Raw genomic sequence first — 17,484 nt, 5'->3', positions numbered from 1 at the left:
CCCAGGGAAGTAACCGTCATTGCAAACAAGACCCTTGCGACTTTGGGGTTGTTTCAGTGTGACGGCCTTACCGCTATACTTGCGCCCGCCTGCAAACCGTGGCCGCAGGCGTGACTAGCCACCATTGAGGGTGTACGCGTGAACCTAATTATGAAAATGCTGGCTGCACCAGCAACCGTATTGGCCCTATGGGCAGTCAGTGCCCAAGCGGCGACCACCGACGAAATCGCCAAGCGCCTCGAACCGGTTGGCCAGGTCTGCGTCCAGGGGAAAGAATGCAAAGGCATGGAAGTTGCCGCTGCCGCTGGCGGCGCGGGTGGTGCCAAGAAGCCGGCTGACGTGATTGCAAAGCATTGCAACGCTTGCCACGGCACAGGCCTGCTGGGCGCGCCGAAAATCGGTGACAAGGCGGCCTGGAAAGAGCGCGCCGATCACCAGGGCGGCCTCGACGGCATCCTGGCCAAGGCCATTACCGGCGTCAATGCCATGCCGCCTAAGGGCACCTGCGCCGATTGCTCGGATGACGACCTCAAGGGCGCCATCAAAGAGATGTCCGGCCTGTAATACGCCGATATCTTGCGCAAAAAAGCCGCTTACGAGCGGCTTTTTTGTGCCCCGGGGTTTTCCAGGGCTGTTCATCGCAACCAAGACCCGGCAAGCTCGGTCCAACCCACATTCATGGAGTGTCCAGGAGGGTCCGATGGTGCAGTTGTGTTCAATCGAACAGGCGGTGGATGACGTGCTCGAGCGCCTGCCCGCGCATATTCATCTCGGCATGCCCCTGGGGCTAGGCAAACCCAACCTGTTCGCCAACGCGCTGTACCGGCGCATTGCACAACTGCCCGAGCGGCAGTTGACCATCTATACGGCCCTGAGCCTGGGCCGACCGAAATTGGGCGATGGTCTGCAGAAGCGCTTCCTCGAGCCCTTTGTCGAACGGGTCTTCGGCGACTATCCCGAACTGGATTACCTGGCCGACCTGCATCAGGACAGCCTGCCACCCAACATACGAGTCGAGCAGTTCTTCATGCAGCCGGGCAGCCTGCTGCACAGCGCCTCGGCCCAGCAGAGCTACGTCAGCAGCAACTACAGCCATGCTGCCCGGGACATCAACGCTGCCGGCTTGAATCTGGTGGCGCAGTTGGTGGCGAGCGACCCTGAGCATCCGGATCGCCTGAGCCTGAGCTGCAATCCGGACATCACCCTCGACCTGCTGCCGATGATCGCCAAGCGGCGGGCGGCCGGGGAGACCATCCTCCTGGTCGGCCAGGTGCACAACGATTTGCCCTACATGCCGGGCGACGCGGAAGTCGGCATCGACGCCTTCGACCTGTTGATCGACGAGAAGGACAGCCACACGTTGTTTTCCACGCCGAACATGCCGGTGGGCTTCCAGGACCATCTGATCGGCCTGCACGCCAGTACTTTGGTGCGCGACGGCGGGACGCTGCAGATCGGCATCGGCGCCATGGGCGATGCATTGACGGCGGCGCTGTTGGCGCGCCAGGCCGATAACGCCGGTTACCAGGCGTTGCTGGCGGACCTGAACCTTAGCCAGTGGGCGCAACTGATCGAGCGCGAGGGTGGGGTCGAGCCGTTTGCCAAAGGGCTTTATGGCTGCAGTGAAATGTTCGTCAACGGTTTGCTGGTGCTGGCCGAGGCCGGAATCGTCCGGCGCAAGGTCTATCCCGATGTTCCGACCCAGGAACGGGCCAACGCCGGCACCCTCGATGAGGCGGCGCAACCTGACGGCATTTGCATACACGGCGGATTTTTCCTCGGGCCGCGCAGTTTTTATGAGCGCCTGCGCGAGTTGCCGAAAAGCCGTCTGCTCGAATTCAACATGACGCGCATCAGTTACATCAACGAGCTGTTCGGCCAGGAACAGCTCAAGCGCCTGCAGCGCCTCGACGCCCGCTTCATCAACACGGTCTTCATCATGACCCTGATGGGTGCCGGGGTGGCCGATCAGCTGGAGGACGGGCGGGTACTCAGCGGCGTGGGCGGGCAGTACAACTTCGTTGCCCAGGGCCATGCGCTGGAGGGTGGGCGTTCGATCCTGCTGCTGCGCAGTTGGCGTGAGGCCGGGGGCGAGATCAGCTCGAATATCGTCTGGGACTACGGACATTGCACGATTCCCCGGCACTTGCGCGACATCGTGGTGACCGAATACGGCATCGCCGACCTGCGCGGCAAGACCGACGCCGCGGTGATCGAGGCGTTGCTGAACATCAGCGACTCACGCTTCCAGCCGGGGCTGATCGAGCAGGCGCAAAAAGCCGGTAAGTTGCCGAAGGATTTTCGTCTCGATCCGCGATTCGCCGACAACACTTCGGAGCGTTTGCAGGCGATCCAGGCGCGGCATCCAAACCTGTTTCCGGAGTATCCGCTGGGCTGCGATTTTGACGACGTAGAGCGAGACCTGTTGCGGGCGCTGAACTGGCTCAAGAGCAAGTTCAAGCTCACCGAGATCCTGGAGCTGGGCAAGGCCGCCCTCGATGCGCCGGAGCCCTGGGAGTTTGCCGGGCATTTGGGGCGGATGCAGCTGACCAGCCCCGAAGGGCTGAAGGAGGAGTTGTTCCAGCGGTTGTTGCTGGCGGGGCTCAAGGCTACTGCGCCTTAGCGACCCACCTAAGACCCTTGTGGGAGCGAGCTTGCTCCCACAGGAGGCACAGGGTTATTCGATGAAGGTCACAACCCCACCGGCCAACGACTTCACCCGCGCCAACGATTCAACCCGATAGCCCTGGGCATCCAATTCCGCACGGCCGCCCTGGAACGACTTCTCGATCACGATCCCCAGCCCGGCGACGGTCGCGCCAGCCTGCTTGATGATGGAGATCAGCGCCTGGGACGCTTTGCCGTTGGCCAGGAAGTCATCAATGATCAGCACCCGGTCGCTGCTCGTCAGGTGACGTGGGCTGATGGCGACGGTGCTTTCGGTTTTCTTGGTGAACGAATACACGGTGGCCGACAGCAGGTTTTCCGTCAGGGTCAGGGACTGTTGCTTGCGGGCGAAGATCACCGGTACGCCCAGGTTCAGCCCGGTCATGATCGCCGGGGCAATGCCCGAGGCTTCGATGGTGACGATCTTGGTGATGCCCGAGTCCTTGAACAACGCGGCAAATTCGTCGCCGATCAGCTTCATCAACTGTGGGTCGATCTGATGGTTCAGGAACGCGTCGACTTTCAGGACCTGATCGGAAAGCACGATGCCTTGTTCACGAATTTTCTGCTGCAGGGCTTCCATGAAGCCTCCTCTGATGACGCCTTGAGCGCCTGAAGTCGTTGAAAAAAGTAGTCGATTCTAGCGCTTTAGCATCGCGCGTATATCCGCCAGGGCGCTGTTGCCGCGAACGACTTTGACTTCCGTCGGCGTGTCGTCGTTGCCTTCCCAGGCCAGGTCGTCCGGCGGCAGCTCATCGAGAAAGCGGCTGGGGGCGCAGTCGATCACTTCGCCGTATTGCTTGCGCTTGGCGGCAAAGGTGAAGGCCAGCGTCTGGCGGGCCCGGGTAATCCCGACATAGGCCAGGCGCCGTTCTTCCTCGATGGTGTCGGCCTCGATGCTGGAGCGGTGCGGCAGGATTTCTTCTTCCATGCCCATGATGAACACGTAAGGAAATTCCAAGCCCTTGGAGGCGTGCAGCGTCATCATCTGCACACCTTCGGCGCCGTCTTCCTCTTCCTGCTGGCGTTCCAGCATGTCCCGCAGCACGAGTTTGCCGATGGCGTCCTCGACGGTCATGTCGCCGTCTTCGTCTTTTTCCAAGGTGTTCTTCAACGCCTCGATCAGGAACCAGACGTTGCTCATGCGGTAGTCGGCAGCCTTGTCGCTGGAGCTGTTGGTACGCAGCCAGTTTTCGTAGTCGATGTCCATGACCATGCTGCGCAGTGCTGAAATCGGATCTTCCCCGGCGCACTGTTCGCGAACCTTGTCCATGAAGCGCTTGAAGCGCGCCAGGCGGTCGGTGAAGCGGCTGTCCAGATGCTCGCCCAGGCCGATTTCGTCCGTGGCGGCGTACATCGAGATCTTGCGCTCGGTGGCGTAGTTACCGAGTTTTTCCAAGGTGGTCGAACCGATTTCCCGGCGCGGGACGTTGATCACCCGCAGGAAGGCGTTGTCGTCGTCCGGGTTCACGATCAGGCGGAAGTAGGCCATCAGGTCCTTCACTTCCTGGCGTCCGAAAAAGCTGTTGCCCCCCGACAGGCGATAAGGAATCTGGTGGTGCTGCAGTTTCAGCTCGATCAGCTTGGCCTGGTAGTTGCCGCGGTACAGGATCGCGAAGTCGCTGTACGGCCGGTCGGTGCGCAGGTGCAGGCTGAGGATTTCCATGGCCACGCGCTCGGCTTCGGCGTCTTCGTTGCGGCAACGGATCACACGGATCTCGTCGCCGTGGCCCATCTCGCTCCACAGTTGTTTTTCGAACTCGTGGGGGTTGTTGGAAATCAGCACGTTGGCACAGCGCAGGATGCGGCTGGTGGAGCGGTAGTTCTGCTCCAGCATCACCACTTTGAGCGACGGATAGTCATCCTTGAGCAGCATCAGGTTTTCCGGCCGCGCGCCGCGCCAGGCATAGATCGACTGGTCGTCGTCGCCCACCACGGTGAACTGGTTGCGTTTGCCGATCAGCAGCTTCACAAGCAGATATTGGCTGGCGTTGGTGTCCTGGTATTCGTCCACCAGCAGGTAGCGGACCTTGTTCTGCCATTTTTCGAGGATGTCGGCGTGGTCCTGAAACAGCTTGACCGGCAGCAGGATCAGGTCGTCGAAGTCCACCGCATTGAACGCCTTGAGGGTGCGTTGGTAGTGGGTGTAGACGATGGCGGCGGTCTGTTCCTTGGGATTACGGGCGTTTTCCAGGGCTTGTGGCGGCAGGATCAGGTCGTTTTTCCACGAGCCGATCATGTTCTTGATTTCGTCCACGCCGTCGTCGCCCGAGTATTCCTTCTGCATGATGTCGGTCATCAGGGCCTTGACGTCGGTCTCGTCGAAAATCGAGAAGCCCGGCTTGTAGCCCAGCCGCGCGTGTTCCTTGCGGATGATGTTCAGGCCCAGGTTGTGAAAGGTGCAGACCGTCAGGCCGCGGCCTTCGCCGGCGCGCAGCAGGCCGCCGACCCGTTCCTTCATTTCCCGGGCGGCCTTGTTGGTGAAGGTCATGGCGACGATGTACTGGGCGCGGATGCCACAATTCTGGATCAGGTGCGCGATCTTGCGGGTGATTACGCTGGTCTTGCCGGAGCCTGCACCGGCGAGCACCAAAAGAGGGCCGCCGACATAGTTCACGGCTTCTTGCTGCCGGGGATTGAGTCGGGACATGACAGAGTCAGGGAGTCGTTTGCGAAATGGGCCGGCATTTTAACAGGCTCAGCGAATTGTGCTGCTCTGTCCGACTTGTGACGCATAGCGCATTGTCATTTGCCGCTTCTGCTACTTTCACGCAGGATGTGGGGCCAATTGCGTCCAGCGCAGGGTTTTGAGTGGAAAAAAACCACCAAAACCGCGTGTTTGAGAACCATTGGCATTGGTCATTGCCCATCGGCGCGTCATAATGCCCGGCGCCTACCACCTTGCAGAGTCTAGGGAGTCAGCTTGTCAACGCCTGTCGAACCCTTGCGTTTGCTGTTATTGGCCCAAGAGCCTGCGTGGTCAGCAATATTGCGCGAGTGCCTGGCGCCCTTGGGACCCTCGGTCGTGTTGATCAGCGCCCCGAGCTGGGAATCGGTCAGCAGCCTGTTCGAAGATAATCGCAACGCGGTGTTGTTGACCGTTACGGCGTTGCAGCCGGCGCCGGGCCGTTGCAGCCTGCCGACGATCCTGTTGCTTGAGCACGAGCCGGCGGTTGCCCCCGACGGTGTCAGCGACTGGTTGGTGCGTGATGTCCTCGACAGCGCGACCCTGCGTCGTTGCCTGCGCCATGTGCGCGAACGCGGCGTGCTGGAAAACACCTTGCAGCGCCTCGCCGAACAGGACCCATTGACGGGCATCGCCAATCGCCAGGGTTTCCAGACGCTGCTGGCGGCGCGCCTGGCGGAAAACGACGGCCGTGGCCTGGCGCTCGGTCACCTGGACCTGGACAACTTTCGTCACGCCAACGACGCCCTCGGTCACCAGGCCGGTGACCGCTTGATCCTGCAAGTGGTGTCGCGGCTCAAGAGCTCGCTCGAGGCCGGCGATCAATTGGCGCGGTTGGGCAGTGATGAATTTGCCCTGCTGATCGACACCCGCCGCGCACCACAGCGGGCCGAGTGGATGGCCGAGCGTATTACCGAAGCCTTGGCCGAACCCTATTGGGTGGACGGTGAAAGCCTGCTGATCGGCTGCAGCCTGGGCGTTGCCCATGCTCGCGCCCAGGCCGGCGCCGATCCGCTGATGTGGCACGCCCACATCGCCATGCAGCAGGCCAAGAGCACCCAGGGCTGCACCTTTCATATCTTCAACGAGCGCATCAATCGCAACGCCCGCAGCCTCGCCGACCTGGAAAGCGAACTGCGCCGGGCACTGCGCCGTGACGAGTTGGAACTGCATTACCAGCCACGGCTGAACCTCGATGGCGGCCACATTGTCGGCCTCGAAGCGTTGGTACGCTGGCGTCACGGCGAACGTGGCTTGCTGCCACCGAGTGAGTTCGTGCCGCTGGCCGAACAGAGCGGCCTGATCGTGCCGCTGGGCTACTGGGTGATTTCCCGGGCGCTGCGGGACATGCAGGCCCTGCGCGAGCGTGGGCTGGCGCCGTTGCACATGGCGGTCAACCTGTCGTTCCGACAGTTCCAGGACAGCCAGTTGCTGCCGACCCTGAGCCGGCTGATTGCCGAGCGGGGTGTCGAGGCGCAATGGCTGGAGTTCGAACTCACCGAAACCGCCGTCATGCGCCGCAGCGAACTGGTCAAGCAGACCATGGATGCCCTGGGCCGCCTGGGGGTGCGCTTCTCCCTGGACGACTTCGGCACCGGCTTCTCCTCGTTCGTGCACCTCAACAGCCTGCCGATCGCCTTGCTCAAGATCGACAAGAGCTTCGTCGGTGGCATGGAGCAGCGCGAAGAGAACCGCAAACTGGTGCACGCGATGATCAACCTGGCGCACAACCTCAATCTGGAAGTGGTGGCCGAAGGGGTGGAAACCCAGGAACAACTGGACCTGCTACGCGGCTTCGGTTGCGACCAGGTGCAGGGTTTCCTGATCAGCAAGCCGTTGCCGTTGCCGGAGTTGGTTGAGTACTTGATGTTCGAGGGTGATCAGCAGTCGATGCTGGAAATCAGCTGACACAAACCCATGTGTGTGCGGGCTTGCTCGCTCCCACAAAGGGATGGATTTCACTTGGCCTGGATGGCCTCGAAACGCTGCCGTCCGGGCTCACTGCGAATCATCCGCTTCATCTTCCATTCAAACGCCGCTGTCAGGCTCACGGCCGCGCAGGCCAGCCCCAGGGCCAGGCCCCACCAGACGCCAGTCGGCCCCCAGTTCAGGTGGAACGCCATCCACCACGCCGCCGGCGCGCCGATCAGCCAATAGCAACCCAGGCCCACCAGGAAGGTGGTCTTGGCGTCCTTGAGCCCGCGAATGCAGCCCATGGCGATGGTTTGCGTGCCATCGAACAGCTCGAACCACGCCGCCACCGCCAGCAGGCTCACAGCCAGGTTGATCACATCGCGGAACGCCGGGTCGTCGTGGTCCAGGAACAAGCCGACCAATTGATGGGGCAGCAGCCAGAACACCATGGCGAACGCCAGCATGGCGGCCGCGCCAAAGCCAATTCCGACCCGACCGGCCAGGCGTGCCATCAGCAGTTGCCCGGCACCGTAGTGCTGGCCGATGCGCATGGTGATGGCGTAGGACATCCCGGCCGGCACCATGAACGCCACCGAGACGATTTGCAGCGCGATCTGGTGGGCTGCCAACGACGTGCTGCCCATGGTGCCCATGCACAGCGCGGCGAACGCAAACAGCCCGACCTCCACCGCATAGGTGCCGCCAATCGGCAGGCCCAGGCGCCACAGTTCCTTGAGGTACTGGCGATTGGGCCGCGACAGGCCTTCGAGCAACGGATAGGCGCGGTAGGCCGGGTGCCGATGGATATGCCAGGCCAGCGCCAGGGCCATGCAGTTGGCAACGATGGCCGTGACCAGGCCGATCCCCATCAGGCCGAGTTTCGGCAGGCCGAACATTCCGGTGATGAGCGCGTAGTTGAGCAGGAAGTTGGCCACGGTGCCGCCGAGGCTGATCACCATGACCGGTGTGGCCCGGCCAATGGCGCTGGTGAAACCGCGCAGGGCCATGAAGCTCAAGTAGCCGGGCAGGGCGAACGGCAGCGCCAGCAGGAACTGTCCGGCGGACAGCACGTTGGTTTCGGTCTGGCCGAACATCAGCAGCACTGGCTTGAGATTCCACAACAGCAACCCGGCCATCAGCGCCATCAGCCAGGCCAGCCATAACCCGGCCTGGGTCAACCGGGTGGCGCCTTCGACATCGCCTGCGCCCTGGCGGATCGCGACCAGCGTGCCCACCGCAGCGATCACGCCGATGCAGAAGATCGACACGAACGAATAGGTGGCCGCCCCAAGCCCACCGCCGGCCAAGGCTTCGGGGCTCAGGCGCGCCATCATCACGGTGTCGGTGAGCACCATCAGCATGTGCGCCAACTGCGAGGCAATCAACGGCCCCGCCAGCCGCAGGAGGGCCCAGAGTTCGGTACGCACCGGATGCCGCATGATTATCACGCTCCATGTTCAAACAAGGCAGTAAAGCAACGATTCTCGGCGCTCTCGGCGGATTGCACAAAGGGATAAAAAAGATCGCTGGCATGATTAAAACTCATGCTGGACGCGTTTCTGGTAGGGTTTGCAAACAACGCCATGGAGCTTTTGCGATGTCTCGTCGTCTTCCTCCTCTTTATGCGCTGCGGGCATTCGAAGCCGCGGCGCGCTACAGCTCGTTCACTCGCGCCGCTGAAGAGCTGTCGATCACCCAGAGCGCCGTCAGCCGGCACATTCGCACGCTGGAAGATCACTTTGCCTGTCGGCTGTTCCTGCGCAGCGGCCGTAACCTGCAATTGACCGAGGCCGCACGGTTACTGTTGCCGGGCGTACGTGAGGGTTTCATGGCGCTGGAGCGGGCTTGCCATACCTTGCATGGTGAGGATGGCATCCTGCGCATGAAGGCGCCTTCCACGCTGACCATGCGCTGGTTGTTGGCGCGCTTGAGTCGCTTCCGGCATTTGCAGCCCGGCAACGAGGTGCAACTGACCAGTGCCTGGATGGACGTCGACTCGGTGGACTTCAACGTCGAGCCCTTCGATTGCGCCGTACTACTGGGCAACGGGCATTTTCCGGCAGACTGGGAGGCCAGTTTGCTGTTTCCCGAGGAATTGATCCCGGTGGGCGCGCCGAACCTGTTGAACGACCAGCCCTGGGATGTGGCTCGGTTGGCCAGCGCTGAATTGCTGCACCCCACGCCGGATCGCCGGGACTGGCGCAATTGGCTGCAACGCATGGGGCTGTCCGACAAGGTCTCGCTCAAAGGGGGGCAGGTGTTCGATACCCTGGAGCTGGGCATGATCGCGGCAGCACGCGGCTATGGGGTCTCCATGGGCGATCTGCTGATGGTGGCTGAAGACGTCGCCCAGGGGCGCCTGAGCCTGCCATGGCCGACGGCTGTCGCCAGCGGTGAACACTATTACCTGGTCTGGCCGAAAACCCGGCCGGGAGGTGAACGTTTGCGCCGGCTCAGCGACTTCCTCCAAGGTGAGGTGAAGGCCATGCAATTACCTGATGTGCAGCGTCTGGGCTGAAACGTTGCAGTTGGCGTGCTAGCCACTTGATATTAATCCTTCCAAGCCGCTCAAGTATTTGGCTTTGCCGCCGAATCCGTGAAGATGGAACCTTCGTTCAGAAAGGCCAACTTACACCTCACCCCGAATAAAATGCCGAGCGTGCGAGCGTGATCAGGATGATCCGGTCTCTCGGCCAGGAGCCGTCATGTCTCAACCCCGTGCCCGGATCGCCTCACAGCTAGGCCTTGCCCTCGCTGTGATATTGGCGGTCGTGATCTCCGGCAGTACCGTCTTTGCCCTGCGTTCGCTGGACGCTGCCAACCTCGCCACCCGTGAAGAACACCTGGCCAGCGAAGCGCGCCTGATGGCCGATCAGCTCAATACGTTCCACGGTACCTTGCGCGAGAGTACCCAGCGCTTGGCCGGCCTGTTCGAAAAGCGCTTCAGCGCGGGCCTGAGCGTGCATCCAGACCAGCCGGTGACAGTGGCGGGCGTGCAAACCCCAGGCTTGAACCTGGGTAGCGAAGTGTTGAACAACAACTTCAAGGAAGTGGACGACTTCAAAGCGATGACAGCCGGGGTCGCCACGGTATTCGTGCGCAGCGGCGACGATTTCATCCGCGTCAGTACTTCCGTCAGCAAACAGGACGGTACGCGGGCCATCGGCACTGTGCTCGACCGCGCCGGTCCCGCCTACGGCCCGGTGATCAGCGGGCAGAGCTACATTGGTCGGGCCCTGCTTTTCGGGCGCTTCTACATGTCGCAGTACACGCCGGTACGCGACAGCAGCGGCAAGATCATTGCCGTGTTGTACGTAGGTTTCGACTACACCGATGCGCAGAACGCGCAGTTCGAGAACCTCAAGCGCTTCCGTATCGGCCAGACCGGTTCCCTGGCGCTGCTGGACGAACAAAACAAATGGCTGGTACCGCCGGCCGGCGTGCAGGCGCTGGACAACGCTACCGCAATCATCACGGGCCTGATCAAAAAGCCGGGCAAAGGCGCGTTCTGGACCGATACCGCCGAAGATTTCTACAGCGTTGCCGTACCGTTCGAAGGTGGGCCGTGGGCGGTGGTGGCGAGCATGCCCAAAACCGAGATTCGTGCCGTGACCTGGAGCGTCGGTACGCAACTGGCCATTGGCAGCCTGCTGGCGATGTTGCTGGCGGTCGGCTCGGCGATGTGGTTGCTGCGCAGCAAACTGGCGCCGCTGGGGGACCTGGTGCGCCAGGCCGAAGCCTTGGGCGCCGGTGACCTGAGCGTGCGCCTGAACGTGTCGAGCCATGATGAGATCGGGCAGTTGGCCCGTGCCTTCAACCAGATGAGCCAGGCCTTGTCGACCATGGTCGAGCACATCCGCAAGGCCTCCCAGGAGGTCAACAGCCGTGCCCAGGCGCTGTCCGGGTTGTCCAGCGGGGCGTATGAAGGCATGGAGCAGCAATCCGGCGAAATCACCAGCATGGCCGGCGCGGTGGAAGAGTTCAGTGCGACCTCATTGAACATTGCCGACAACATGGGCAACACCGAGCGCCTGGCCCAGGAAAACGCCCAGCAAACCCGCATTGGCCGAACCTCGATGGACGAAGCGTCGTCGTCCCTGGAGCAAATTGCCGGTGCGCTGAACAGCACGGCCACGGTCATCAATACCTTGGGCCAGCGTTCCCAGGAAATCGGCGGCATCGTGGGTGTGATCACCTCGATCGCCGAGCAGACCAACCTGCTGGCCTTGAACGCCGCCATCGAAGCCGCCCGCGCAGGCGAGCAGGGCCGTGGTTTCGCCGTGGTGGCCGATGAAGTCCGCAGCCTGGCTTCCCGTACTCGCCAGGCTACTGACGAAATTTCCAGCATGATCAATAGCATCCAGCAGGAAACCGGCAATGCCATCAGCACGATGGAGCAGGGCAACCTGTTGATGCAGGAAGGCCTGTCGCGCAACGCCAACGTGGCCACGGCCCTGGCCCGAATCGATGAGCAGAGCCGTTCGGCGGGCCAGCAGTTTGCGGCGATCACCACCGCCACCCAGGAACAAAGCAGCACTGCGACCCTGCTCAGCAGTAACCTGCAAAGCATCGCCATGGCCAACAGCGAACAGCGCGAAGTGGTCTCGAACCTGGCACTCACCGCCAAGGAACTGGAGAAACTGGCCCAGGACCTGCGCCAAGAGGTTGATCGGTTCCGCTGAAGCCTCCCGTCATGAGCAAGCTCACCCATATCCCTGTGGGAGCGAGCTTGCTCGCGATGACGGCTGTCCGGCCAACATCATCTCAATCTGACCCAGCGCCTTCGCGAGCAGGCTCGCTCCCACAAAAGCTGCCATCTGGTGGTCGTGCCTTTTTTAGGAATATTGCTGTTTTTAAGCTTGCTGAAACGTTTCTTCAAGTCTATAAAAACCGCACAACTCCAATAAAAGGTCGTGACCATGACTCCGCTCAAACTCCTCATCACCCTTGGCGCCTTGGGCGCTGCCTCCCATGCGATGGCTTGGGACTACGTCCTGCTGGATACGGATAAAGCCGCTCAACCCTGGCAAATCACCAGCCAGCAACTCGGTGTGAAAACCGGCAAGCCCTTTTCCGTGACGATGCGCACCCTGCACGGCGGCCGGCAGGAAGGCGTCAGCATCGTCGACATCGACAATGGCACCCTGAAGCTTTCAGTCGTCCCGACCCGTGGCATGAACGTGCTGCAGGCTTCGGTCGGGAATGTGCGCATGGGTTGGGATTCGCCCGTCAAGGAAGTGGTCAACCCGGCGTTCATCGAACTCAACGGTCGAGGCGGGCTGGGCTGGCTCGAAGGATTCAACGAGTTGGTCACCCGTTGCGGCTACGAGTGGGTCGGCCATCCCGGCATGGACAATGGTGAGCTGCTGACCCTGCATGGTCGCGCCGCTAATATTCCTGCCAACAAAGTCACGTTGCACATTGATGAAAAACCGCCTTACGCCATCACCCTGCGGGGCGAGTTGAAGGAGCAGGCGTTCAAGAAGGTCGACTTTTCGGTACAGACCGAACTGGTCACCGAACCCGGCAGCGTGACGTTCGCGCTCAGCGACACACTGACCAACAACGGCGATTACCCGAAGGAATACCAAGCGCTCTACCACAGCAATTTCAGCACGCCTTTCCTGGAGCAGGGCGCTCGTTTCGCGGCACCGGTCAAGCAGGTCTCGCCGTTCAACGACAAGGCCAAGGGCGATTTGCCGGATTGGCAAACCTACCGAGCCCCGACCAAGGATTATGACGAAACCGTCTATAACGTCGTGCCCTACGCTGACGCCAAGGGCGACACCCTCACCGTGCTGCACAACAAGGCCGGCAGCCTCGGTGTGTCGGTAGGCTTCAACACCGGTACGCTGCCCGTGTTCTCCCTGTGGAAAAATACCGATACCCAAGGCCAGGGCTACGTGACCGGGTTGGAACCGGGCACCAGTTTTTCCTATAACCGCCGGTATCAGCGGCCACTGGGCCTGGTGCCCACGATCGGGCCGAAAGAGCACAAGCAGTTCCAGATCCACTACAGCCTGTTGGCGGACAAGGGCGCTGTGGATAAGGCGCTCAAGCGCATCGATGCGATCCAGAACGGTCAAAAGACCGAAGTGCGCGATACGCCGCTGGTGGACCTGACCAAGCCGTGATCAGGGTGTAGCAGGCCGATACTGCAACGCTTCGGCCAGATGCTCGCGGCGGATGCTTGCCGCTTGTTCCAGGTCGGCCAATGTCCGGGCGACCTTGAGCAGGCGGTGGGCGGCACGCAGCGACAAGGTCAGCCGCTCGCAGGCGGTTTCCAGCCAGGTTTCGTCGGCTGTGGATAACTTGCAATGCCGACGCAGGCCCGGCAGATCCAGGAAGGCATTGGCGCAGCCCTGGCGTCGCTGTTGGCGTTCCCGGGCCTCGGCCACTCGTTCGGCGACAGTGGCCGTGTCCTCGCCCGTTGTGCTCTTCGGGTTAAGTGCGGTGGCTTCCCGGGCCACGGTCAAGTGCAGGTCGATACGGTCCAGCAACGGACCGGACAACTTGTTGCGGTAGCGCTGCACCATGTCCGGTGTGCAGGAGCAACGACCGCTGGGTTCGCCAAGATATCCACAGGGGCAGGGGTTCATCGCCGCCACCAGTTGGAAGCGTGCCGGGAACCGTACTCGATCACGGGCGCGGGACACCACGATGTGCCCTGACTCCAGCGGTTCTCTCAAGACTTCCAGCACCTTGCGGTCGAACTCCGGCAGCTCGTCGAGAAACAGCACGCCATGGTGGGCGAGGGTTATTTCCCCGGGTTGCGGTTTCGACCCGCCACCCACCAGCGCTGGGCCGGAAGCCGAGTGATGGGGCTGGCGAAACGGCCGCTGCGGCCAATGGCTCAGCGGCACGCAACTGGCAACCGACTGAATCGCCGCGACCTCAAGGGCCTCGCTCTCGGCCAGGGGCGGCAGCAGCCCGGGCAGACGGCTCGCCAGCAAGGTCTTGCCAGTGCCTGGTGGTCCGCTGAACAACAGGTTATGGGCCCCCGCGGCAGCGATCAGCAGGGCACGCTTGGCCCCGGCCTGGCCTTGTACTTCATTCAGGTCGGGGTAGGGCTTGCTGGCCGAGAGCAGCCCATTGGAAACGAAAGGCTCGACCGGTGTGTGCCCATTGAAGTGGGCCACTGCTTCGAGCAGATGATCCACGGCGATCACCTTCAGGCCCGACGCGAGGCAGGCTTCCTCGGCGTTGGCCCGTGGCACCACCAGCATGCGTCCGGCCTTGCGAGCCGCCAGCGCCGCTGGCAGTACCCCGCGCACCGGGCGCACCGCGCCGGACAAGGCCAACTCACCGAGACACTCGACGTCGTCCAGCGTCAGGGTTGGCACCTGCACACTGGCCGACAGGATGCCCAGGGCAATCGCCAGGTCGAACCGCCCGCCGTCCTTGGGCAGATCCGCCGGCGCCAGGTTCAGGGTGATGCGCCGCGCTGGGAAGCTCAGGCCCGAATTGATGATCGCGCTGCGCACCCGGTCCTTGCTTTCCTTCACCGCCGCCTCCGGCAGGCCAACCATCGTCAGCGACGGCAAGCCATTGGCCAGGTGGACTTCAACGGTAACGGCAGGCGCCTCGACCCCTACTTGGGCGCGGCTGTGGACGATGGCAAGCGACATGAATCATTCCTTGAGTGAATAGGGCGCCGCGTCCTGCGGCTCTGGAAGGTTAGTCGTGGGGATGAGCTTGGGCGCGGCAATTGAAGGGGGAAAATTTGGCAGGATGTTTCGACAGCGAGTGACGGCCGAGGGCGACAAGTGCGGTGCGGTAGCGCATATCACCGTCTCACCTGTCCACGCAAAATGCCTGGGAAGGGCCCTCTGCTAGACTCCGATTTGCCCAGTCGGCACTTGGCGGTATCAACGGCACAACGAGGAAGTGGCCATGAACGATTTGCTGGCTCTGTTAACCGACAAGCGCTTCATGCCCCACGGGCATTGCTACATGTGGCGTCCGGATCTGCTGTGGACGAATGTGATCGCCGATAGCTTGATCGCCCTGTCCTACGTCACCATCCCCTTCACGCTCCTGTACTTTATCCACAAGCGCAAGGACGTGCCGTTCGACTGGATGCTCGCGGCCTTTGGCGTGTTCATCCTGGCCTGCGGGACCAGCCATGTGATGGAGATCCTGACCATCTGGCAGCCTTATTACTGGTTGATGGCGCTGGTCAAGGTCATCACTGCGATTGCCTCGGTGATTACCGCCATCCTGCTGGTCCGGCTGGTACCGGCGGCCCTGAAGATCCCCAGCCCGCAGCAATTGGCCAAGGTCAACGACGAGTTGCGCGAGGCCCAGGCCGAACTGGTCACCACCGCCCGCCGCGCCGGCATGGCGGAGATCGCCACCAATGTGCTGCACAACGTTGGCAATGTGCTCAACAGCGTCAATGTGTCAGCCCAGGTCCTGTACGAGAAGGTGCACACCTCCAAGGGGCCAGGGGTGGCCAAGGTTGCCCAGCTGATGAAGGAGCATCCCGATGACCTCGGTGACTTCATCAGCAGCGACCCGAAAGGTCGCGCGCTACCGGACTATCTCGACAAGCTGGCCGACGCGCTGGCCGTCGAGCAGCAGGGCATGATCGCCGAGTTGGCGCAGTTGACCCGCCGCATCGACCACATCAAGGAAATCGTCGCCACCCAGCAGTCCTACGCCGGCAACGCCAGCGTGCTGGAGCCGGGCTCGTTGCGTGAGCTGGTCGAGGATGTCGTGCGCATTTGCGATGTGTCCCTGGCCCGCCACCACATCACGCTGATCAAGGAGTTCAGCGATATACCGCAAATGCCACTGGACAAGCACCGCGTGCTGCAGATCCTGGTGAATCTGATCAACAACGCCAAGCAGGCGCTGGACGCCGGTGTGAACCGGCCACCGCAGATCATCCTGCGCCTGAAGGTCGTTGACGATAGGCGCGTGTGGGTCGAGGTCCAGGACAATGGCGAGGGGATTGCGCAGGACAATCTTGCGCGGGTGTTCGAGCACGGCTTCACCACGCGTGTCGACGGTCACGGCTTTGGTTTGCACAGCTGTATTCTGGCTGCGCACGAGATGGGCGGCGATCTGACGGCGCAGAGCGCGGGGCCGGGCCAGGGCGCGCTCTTTATCCTGGAGCTGCCGCTGGCACTGACCCCGGAGCCGTTTCAACACGCTGCGAGTGGTTGAGTGGCCCGCAGGGGCTGCTTATTCCTGGGCCGGAACCAGTCGCGCTTCCAGCTCTGCGACCTTGGCCTCCAGGCTTTCGAGCCGCGCTCGGGTCCGGGCCAGCACGACCATCTGGCTGTCGAATTCTTCCCGGCTTACCAGGTCCAGTTTGCTGAAGCCGCTTTGCAGCAGGGCTTTGAACTGGCTTTCGATTTCGCTTTTTGGCAGGGGGGTGTCACCACTCAAGAGGCGGGAGGCGTGGCCGCTCAGGGCGTCGAGGAGGTCTTTGGGCGCAAGCATGGCAGGTGTCCTGAAAACAATGGCGGGCAGTGTATCACGCAGTGTCTATAGTCAATTCGCAAGCCAGGGATGCACGCTTTTCGCGCATGGATCTGGGCATCGTTGCACTGTTGTTGTGCGTATCGCTGCGGTTCATGGCGCAACGCACGTCGAGCAGGTGGCCAAGAGACTGAAATCAGAGGGTTTGATGCAGATGGCAAGGTTTCTGCTTAGAGGCTGATGACCCATGCACTGATGCAGTCGCTGTGACGAATGCAGTGCAGCAGGCGAAACGGGGAGTTTCGTCAGGATCGGTTAACTGGCACCTGTCGGGCAACTTGGGCCGACGACGCGTTACAAAGCCAGGCACTGCGCTTAGACTTGAGTCGGGTTTGTTTTCCTGGGGCAAGTCCACCAATTCGGGAGAAAGTTTCATGAAGCTAGTCACTGCCATCATCAAGCCGTTCAAGTTGGACGACGTGCGCGAGTCGTTGTCCGAGATCGGCGTGCAGGGCATTACCGTTACTGAGGTCAAAGGCTTCGGTCGGCAGAAGGGTCACACCGAGCTGTATCGCGGCGCGGAGTACGTGGTCGATTTCCTGCCCAAGGTGAAGATCGATGTCGCCATTGACGACAAGGATCTGGACCGGGTGATCGAGGCAATCACCAAGGCCGCCAACACCGGCAAGATCGGTGACGGGAAGATCTTTGTGGTCAATCTGGAACAGGCTATCCGCATCCGTACCGGCGAAACCGATACCGACGCCATCTAAGCCGCCAAACCCAAC

At 61.8% G+C, this 17,484-nt stretch carries 13 protein-coding genes and 1 pseudogene; 9 read left to right on the top strand and 5 right to left on the bottom strand.

All coding sequences use genetic code 11. The annotated features are described in order from the left end of the window. The first annotated feature begins 150 nt into the window (after positions 1-150). Both BM300_RS15205 and BM300_RS15200 read left to right on the top strand, forming a co-directional pair. Positions 151-564 carry a c-type cytochrome gene (locus BM300_RS15205; RefSeq protein ID WP_092463240.1) on the top strand — a complete coding sequence of 138 codons (414 nt, stop codon included), beginning with the start codon at positions 151-153 and terminating at the stop codon, positions 562-564. Between the two features lie 136 nt (positions 565-700). Further along, positions 701-2,623: an acetyl-CoA hydrolase/transferase C-terminal domain-containing protein gene (locus tag BM300_RS15200; RefSeq protein WP_092221273.1), complete on the top strand. Its 1,923-nt coding sequence runs from the start codon at positions 701-703 to the stop codon at positions 2,621-2,623. A 54-nt stretch (positions 2,624-2,677) separates the two neighbouring features. Here BM300_RS15200 and BM300_RS15195 read toward each other — a convergent pair whose 3' ends face one another. Continuing rightward, positions 2,678-3,250, bottom strand: a complete 573-nt coding sequence (locus tag BM300_RS15195) for a xanthine phosphoribosyltransferase (RefSeq protein WP_092148267.1) — start codon at positions 3,248-3,250, stop codon at positions 2,678-2,680. 57 nt (positions 3,251-3,307) lie between these two features. Continuing rightward, the gene (gene rep, locus BM300_RS15190) at positions 3,308-5,317 is read right to left on the bottom strand and encodes a DNA helicase Rep (RefSeq protein ID WP_092148264.1); all 2,010 of its coding nucleotides are present in this window, start codon (positions 5,315-5,317) and stop codon (positions 3,308-3,310) included. A gap of 273 nt (positions 5,318-5,590) precedes the next feature. Between rep and BM300_RS15185 the strand changes: the two genes are divergently transcribed. Then, complete coding sequence (locus BM300_RS15185; protein WP_063323821.1) at positions 5,591-7,261, top strand: putative bifunctional diguanylate cyclase/phosphodiesterase; 1,671 nt, start codon at positions 5,591-5,593, stop codon at positions 7,259-7,261. A 50-nt stretch (positions 7,262-7,311) separates the two neighbouring features. Here the strand turns inward: BM300_RS15185 and BM300_RS15180 are convergent, their stop codons facing one another. Further along, a complete protein-coding gene (locus BM300_RS15180) occupies positions 7,312-8,706 on the bottom strand; it encodes a NorM family multidrug efflux MATE transporter (protein ID WP_063325198.1) in 1,395 nt (464 codons plus the stop codon). A gap of 158 nt (positions 8,707-8,864) precedes the next feature. Here BM300_RS15180 and BM300_RS15175 point away from each other — a divergent pair, with 158 nt between their 5' ends. The 4 genes and pseudogenes from BM300_RS15175 (at position 8,865) to BM300_RS15165 (ending at position 13,401) form a co-directional block, all read left to right on the top strand. After that, positions 8,865-9,785: a LysR substrate-binding domain-containing protein gene (locus tag BM300_RS15175; protein WP_063323822.1), complete on the top strand. Its 921-nt coding sequence runs from the start codon at positions 8,865-8,867 to the stop codon at positions 9,783-9,785. Between the two features lie 187 nt (positions 9,786-9,972). Continuing rightward, a pseudogene (locus BM300_RS31805) lies at positions 9,973-11,046 on the top strand (Cache 3/Cache 2 fusion domain-containing protein); the annotation flags it as partial. Positions 11,047-11,088: 42 nt separating this feature from the next. Next, entirely contained in the window at positions 11,089-11,949 is an 861-nt protein-coding gene (locus BM300_RS31800) for a methyl-accepting chemotaxis protein (protein ID WP_371856973.1), read from the top strand. Positions 11,950-12,186: 237 nt separating this feature from the next. Beyond that, on the top strand, positions 12,187-13,401 hold the full coding sequence (locus BM300_RS15165; RefSeq protein WP_092221277.1) for an aldose 1-epimerase family protein: 1,215 nt from the start codon (positions 12,187-12,189) through the stop codon (positions 13,399-13,401). Here BM300_RS15165 and BM300_RS15160 read toward each other — a convergent pair whose 3' ends face one another. Next, positions 13,402-14,895 (bottom strand): YifB family Mg chelatase-like AAA ATPase, encoded by a 1,494-nt coding sequence (locus tag BM300_RS15160; RefSeq protein ID WP_092221279.1) that lies wholly within the window; start codon positions 14,893-14,895, stop codon positions 13,402-13,404. A gap of 265 nt (positions 14,896-15,160) precedes the next feature. On the opposite strand from BM300_RS15160, the gene BM300_RS15155 reads away from it, so the two are divergent. After that, positions 15,161-16,438, top strand: a complete 1,278-nt coding sequence (locus BM300_RS15155; protein WP_092148252.1) for a sensor histidine kinase — start codon at positions 15,161-15,163, stop codon at positions 16,436-16,438. 18 nt (positions 16,439-16,456) lie between these two features. Here BM300_RS15155 and BM300_RS15150 read toward each other — a convergent pair whose 3' ends face one another. Next, positions 16,457-16,717 carry an accessory factor UbiK family protein gene (locus tag BM300_RS15150; protein ID WP_063323829.1) on the bottom strand — a complete coding sequence of 87 codons (261 nt, stop codon included), beginning with the start codon at positions 16,715-16,717 and terminating at the stop codon, positions 16,457-16,459. A 413-nt stretch (positions 16,718-17,130) separates the two neighbouring features. Between BM300_RS15150 and glnK the strand changes: the two genes are divergently transcribed. Further along, the gene (gene glnK / locus BM300_RS15145; RefSeq protein WP_002555808.1) at positions 17,131-17,469 is read left to right on the top strand and encodes a P-II family nitrogen regulator; all 339 of its coding nucleotides are present in this window, start codon (positions 17,131-17,133) and stop codon (positions 17,467-17,469) included. The last annotated feature ends 15 nt before the right edge of the window (positions 17,470-17,484 follow it).

This window comes from Pseudomonas sp. NFACC46-3 (assembly GCF_900114515.1).
GTDB classification, from domain to species: Bacteria; Pseudomonadota; Gammaproteobacteria; order Pseudomonadales; family Pseudomonadaceae; genus Aquipseudomonas; species Aquipseudomonas fluorescens_Q.
Note: the sequence above shows the minus strand (reverse complement) of the source record. Positions and strands in the feature narration are given on the sequence as shown.

Bases quoted from the DNA above. Each gene is read 5' to 3' on its own strand.
- BM300_RS15205 (WP_092463240.1), top strand. From the start codon at position 151: ATGAAAATGCTGGCTGCACCAGCAACCGTATTGGCCCTATGGGCAGTC.
- BM300_RS15200 (WP_092221273.1), top strand. From the start codon at position 701: ATGGTGCAGTTGTGTTCAATCGAACAGGCGGTGGATGACGTGCTCGAG.
- BM300_RS15195 (WP_092148267.1), bottom strand. From the start codon at position 3,250: ATGGAAGCCCTGCAGCAGAAAATTCGTGAACAAGGCATCGTGCTTTCC.
- rep (WP_092148264.1), bottom strand. From the start codon at position 5,317: ATGTCCCGACTCAATCCCCGGCAGCAAGAAGCCGTGAACTATGTCGGC.
- BM300_RS15180 (WP_063325198.1), bottom strand. From the start codon at position 8,706: ATGCGGCATCCGGTGCGTACCGAACTCTGGGCCCTCCTGCGGCTGGCG.
- BM300_RS15175 (WP_063323822.1), top strand. From the start codon at position 8,865: ATGTCTCGTCGTCTTCCTCCTCTTTATGCGCTGCGGGCATTCGAAGCC.
- BM300_RS31800 (WP_371856973.1), top strand. From the start codon at position 11,089: ATGAGCCAGGCCTTGTCGACCATGGTCGAGCACATCCGCAAGGCCTCC.
- BM300_RS15165 (WP_092221277.1), top strand. From the start codon at position 12,187: ATGACTCCGCTCAAACTCCTCATCACCCTTGGCGCCTTGGGCGCTGCC.
- BM300_RS15160 (WP_092221279.1), bottom strand. From the start codon at position 14,895: ATGTCGCTTGCCATCGTCCACAGCCGCGCCCAAGTAGGGGTCGAGGCG.
- BM300_RS15155 (WP_092148252.1), top strand. From the start codon at position 15,161: ATGAACGATTTGCTGGCTCTGTTAACCGACAAGCGCTTCATGCCCCAC.
- BM300_RS15150 (WP_063323829.1), bottom strand. From the start codon at position 16,717: ATGCTTGCGCCCAAAGACCTCCTCGACGCCCTGAGCGGCCACGCCTCC.
- glnK (WP_002555808.1), top strand. From the start codon at position 17,131: ATGAAGCTAGTCACTGCCATCATCAAGCCGTTCAAGTTGGACGACGTG.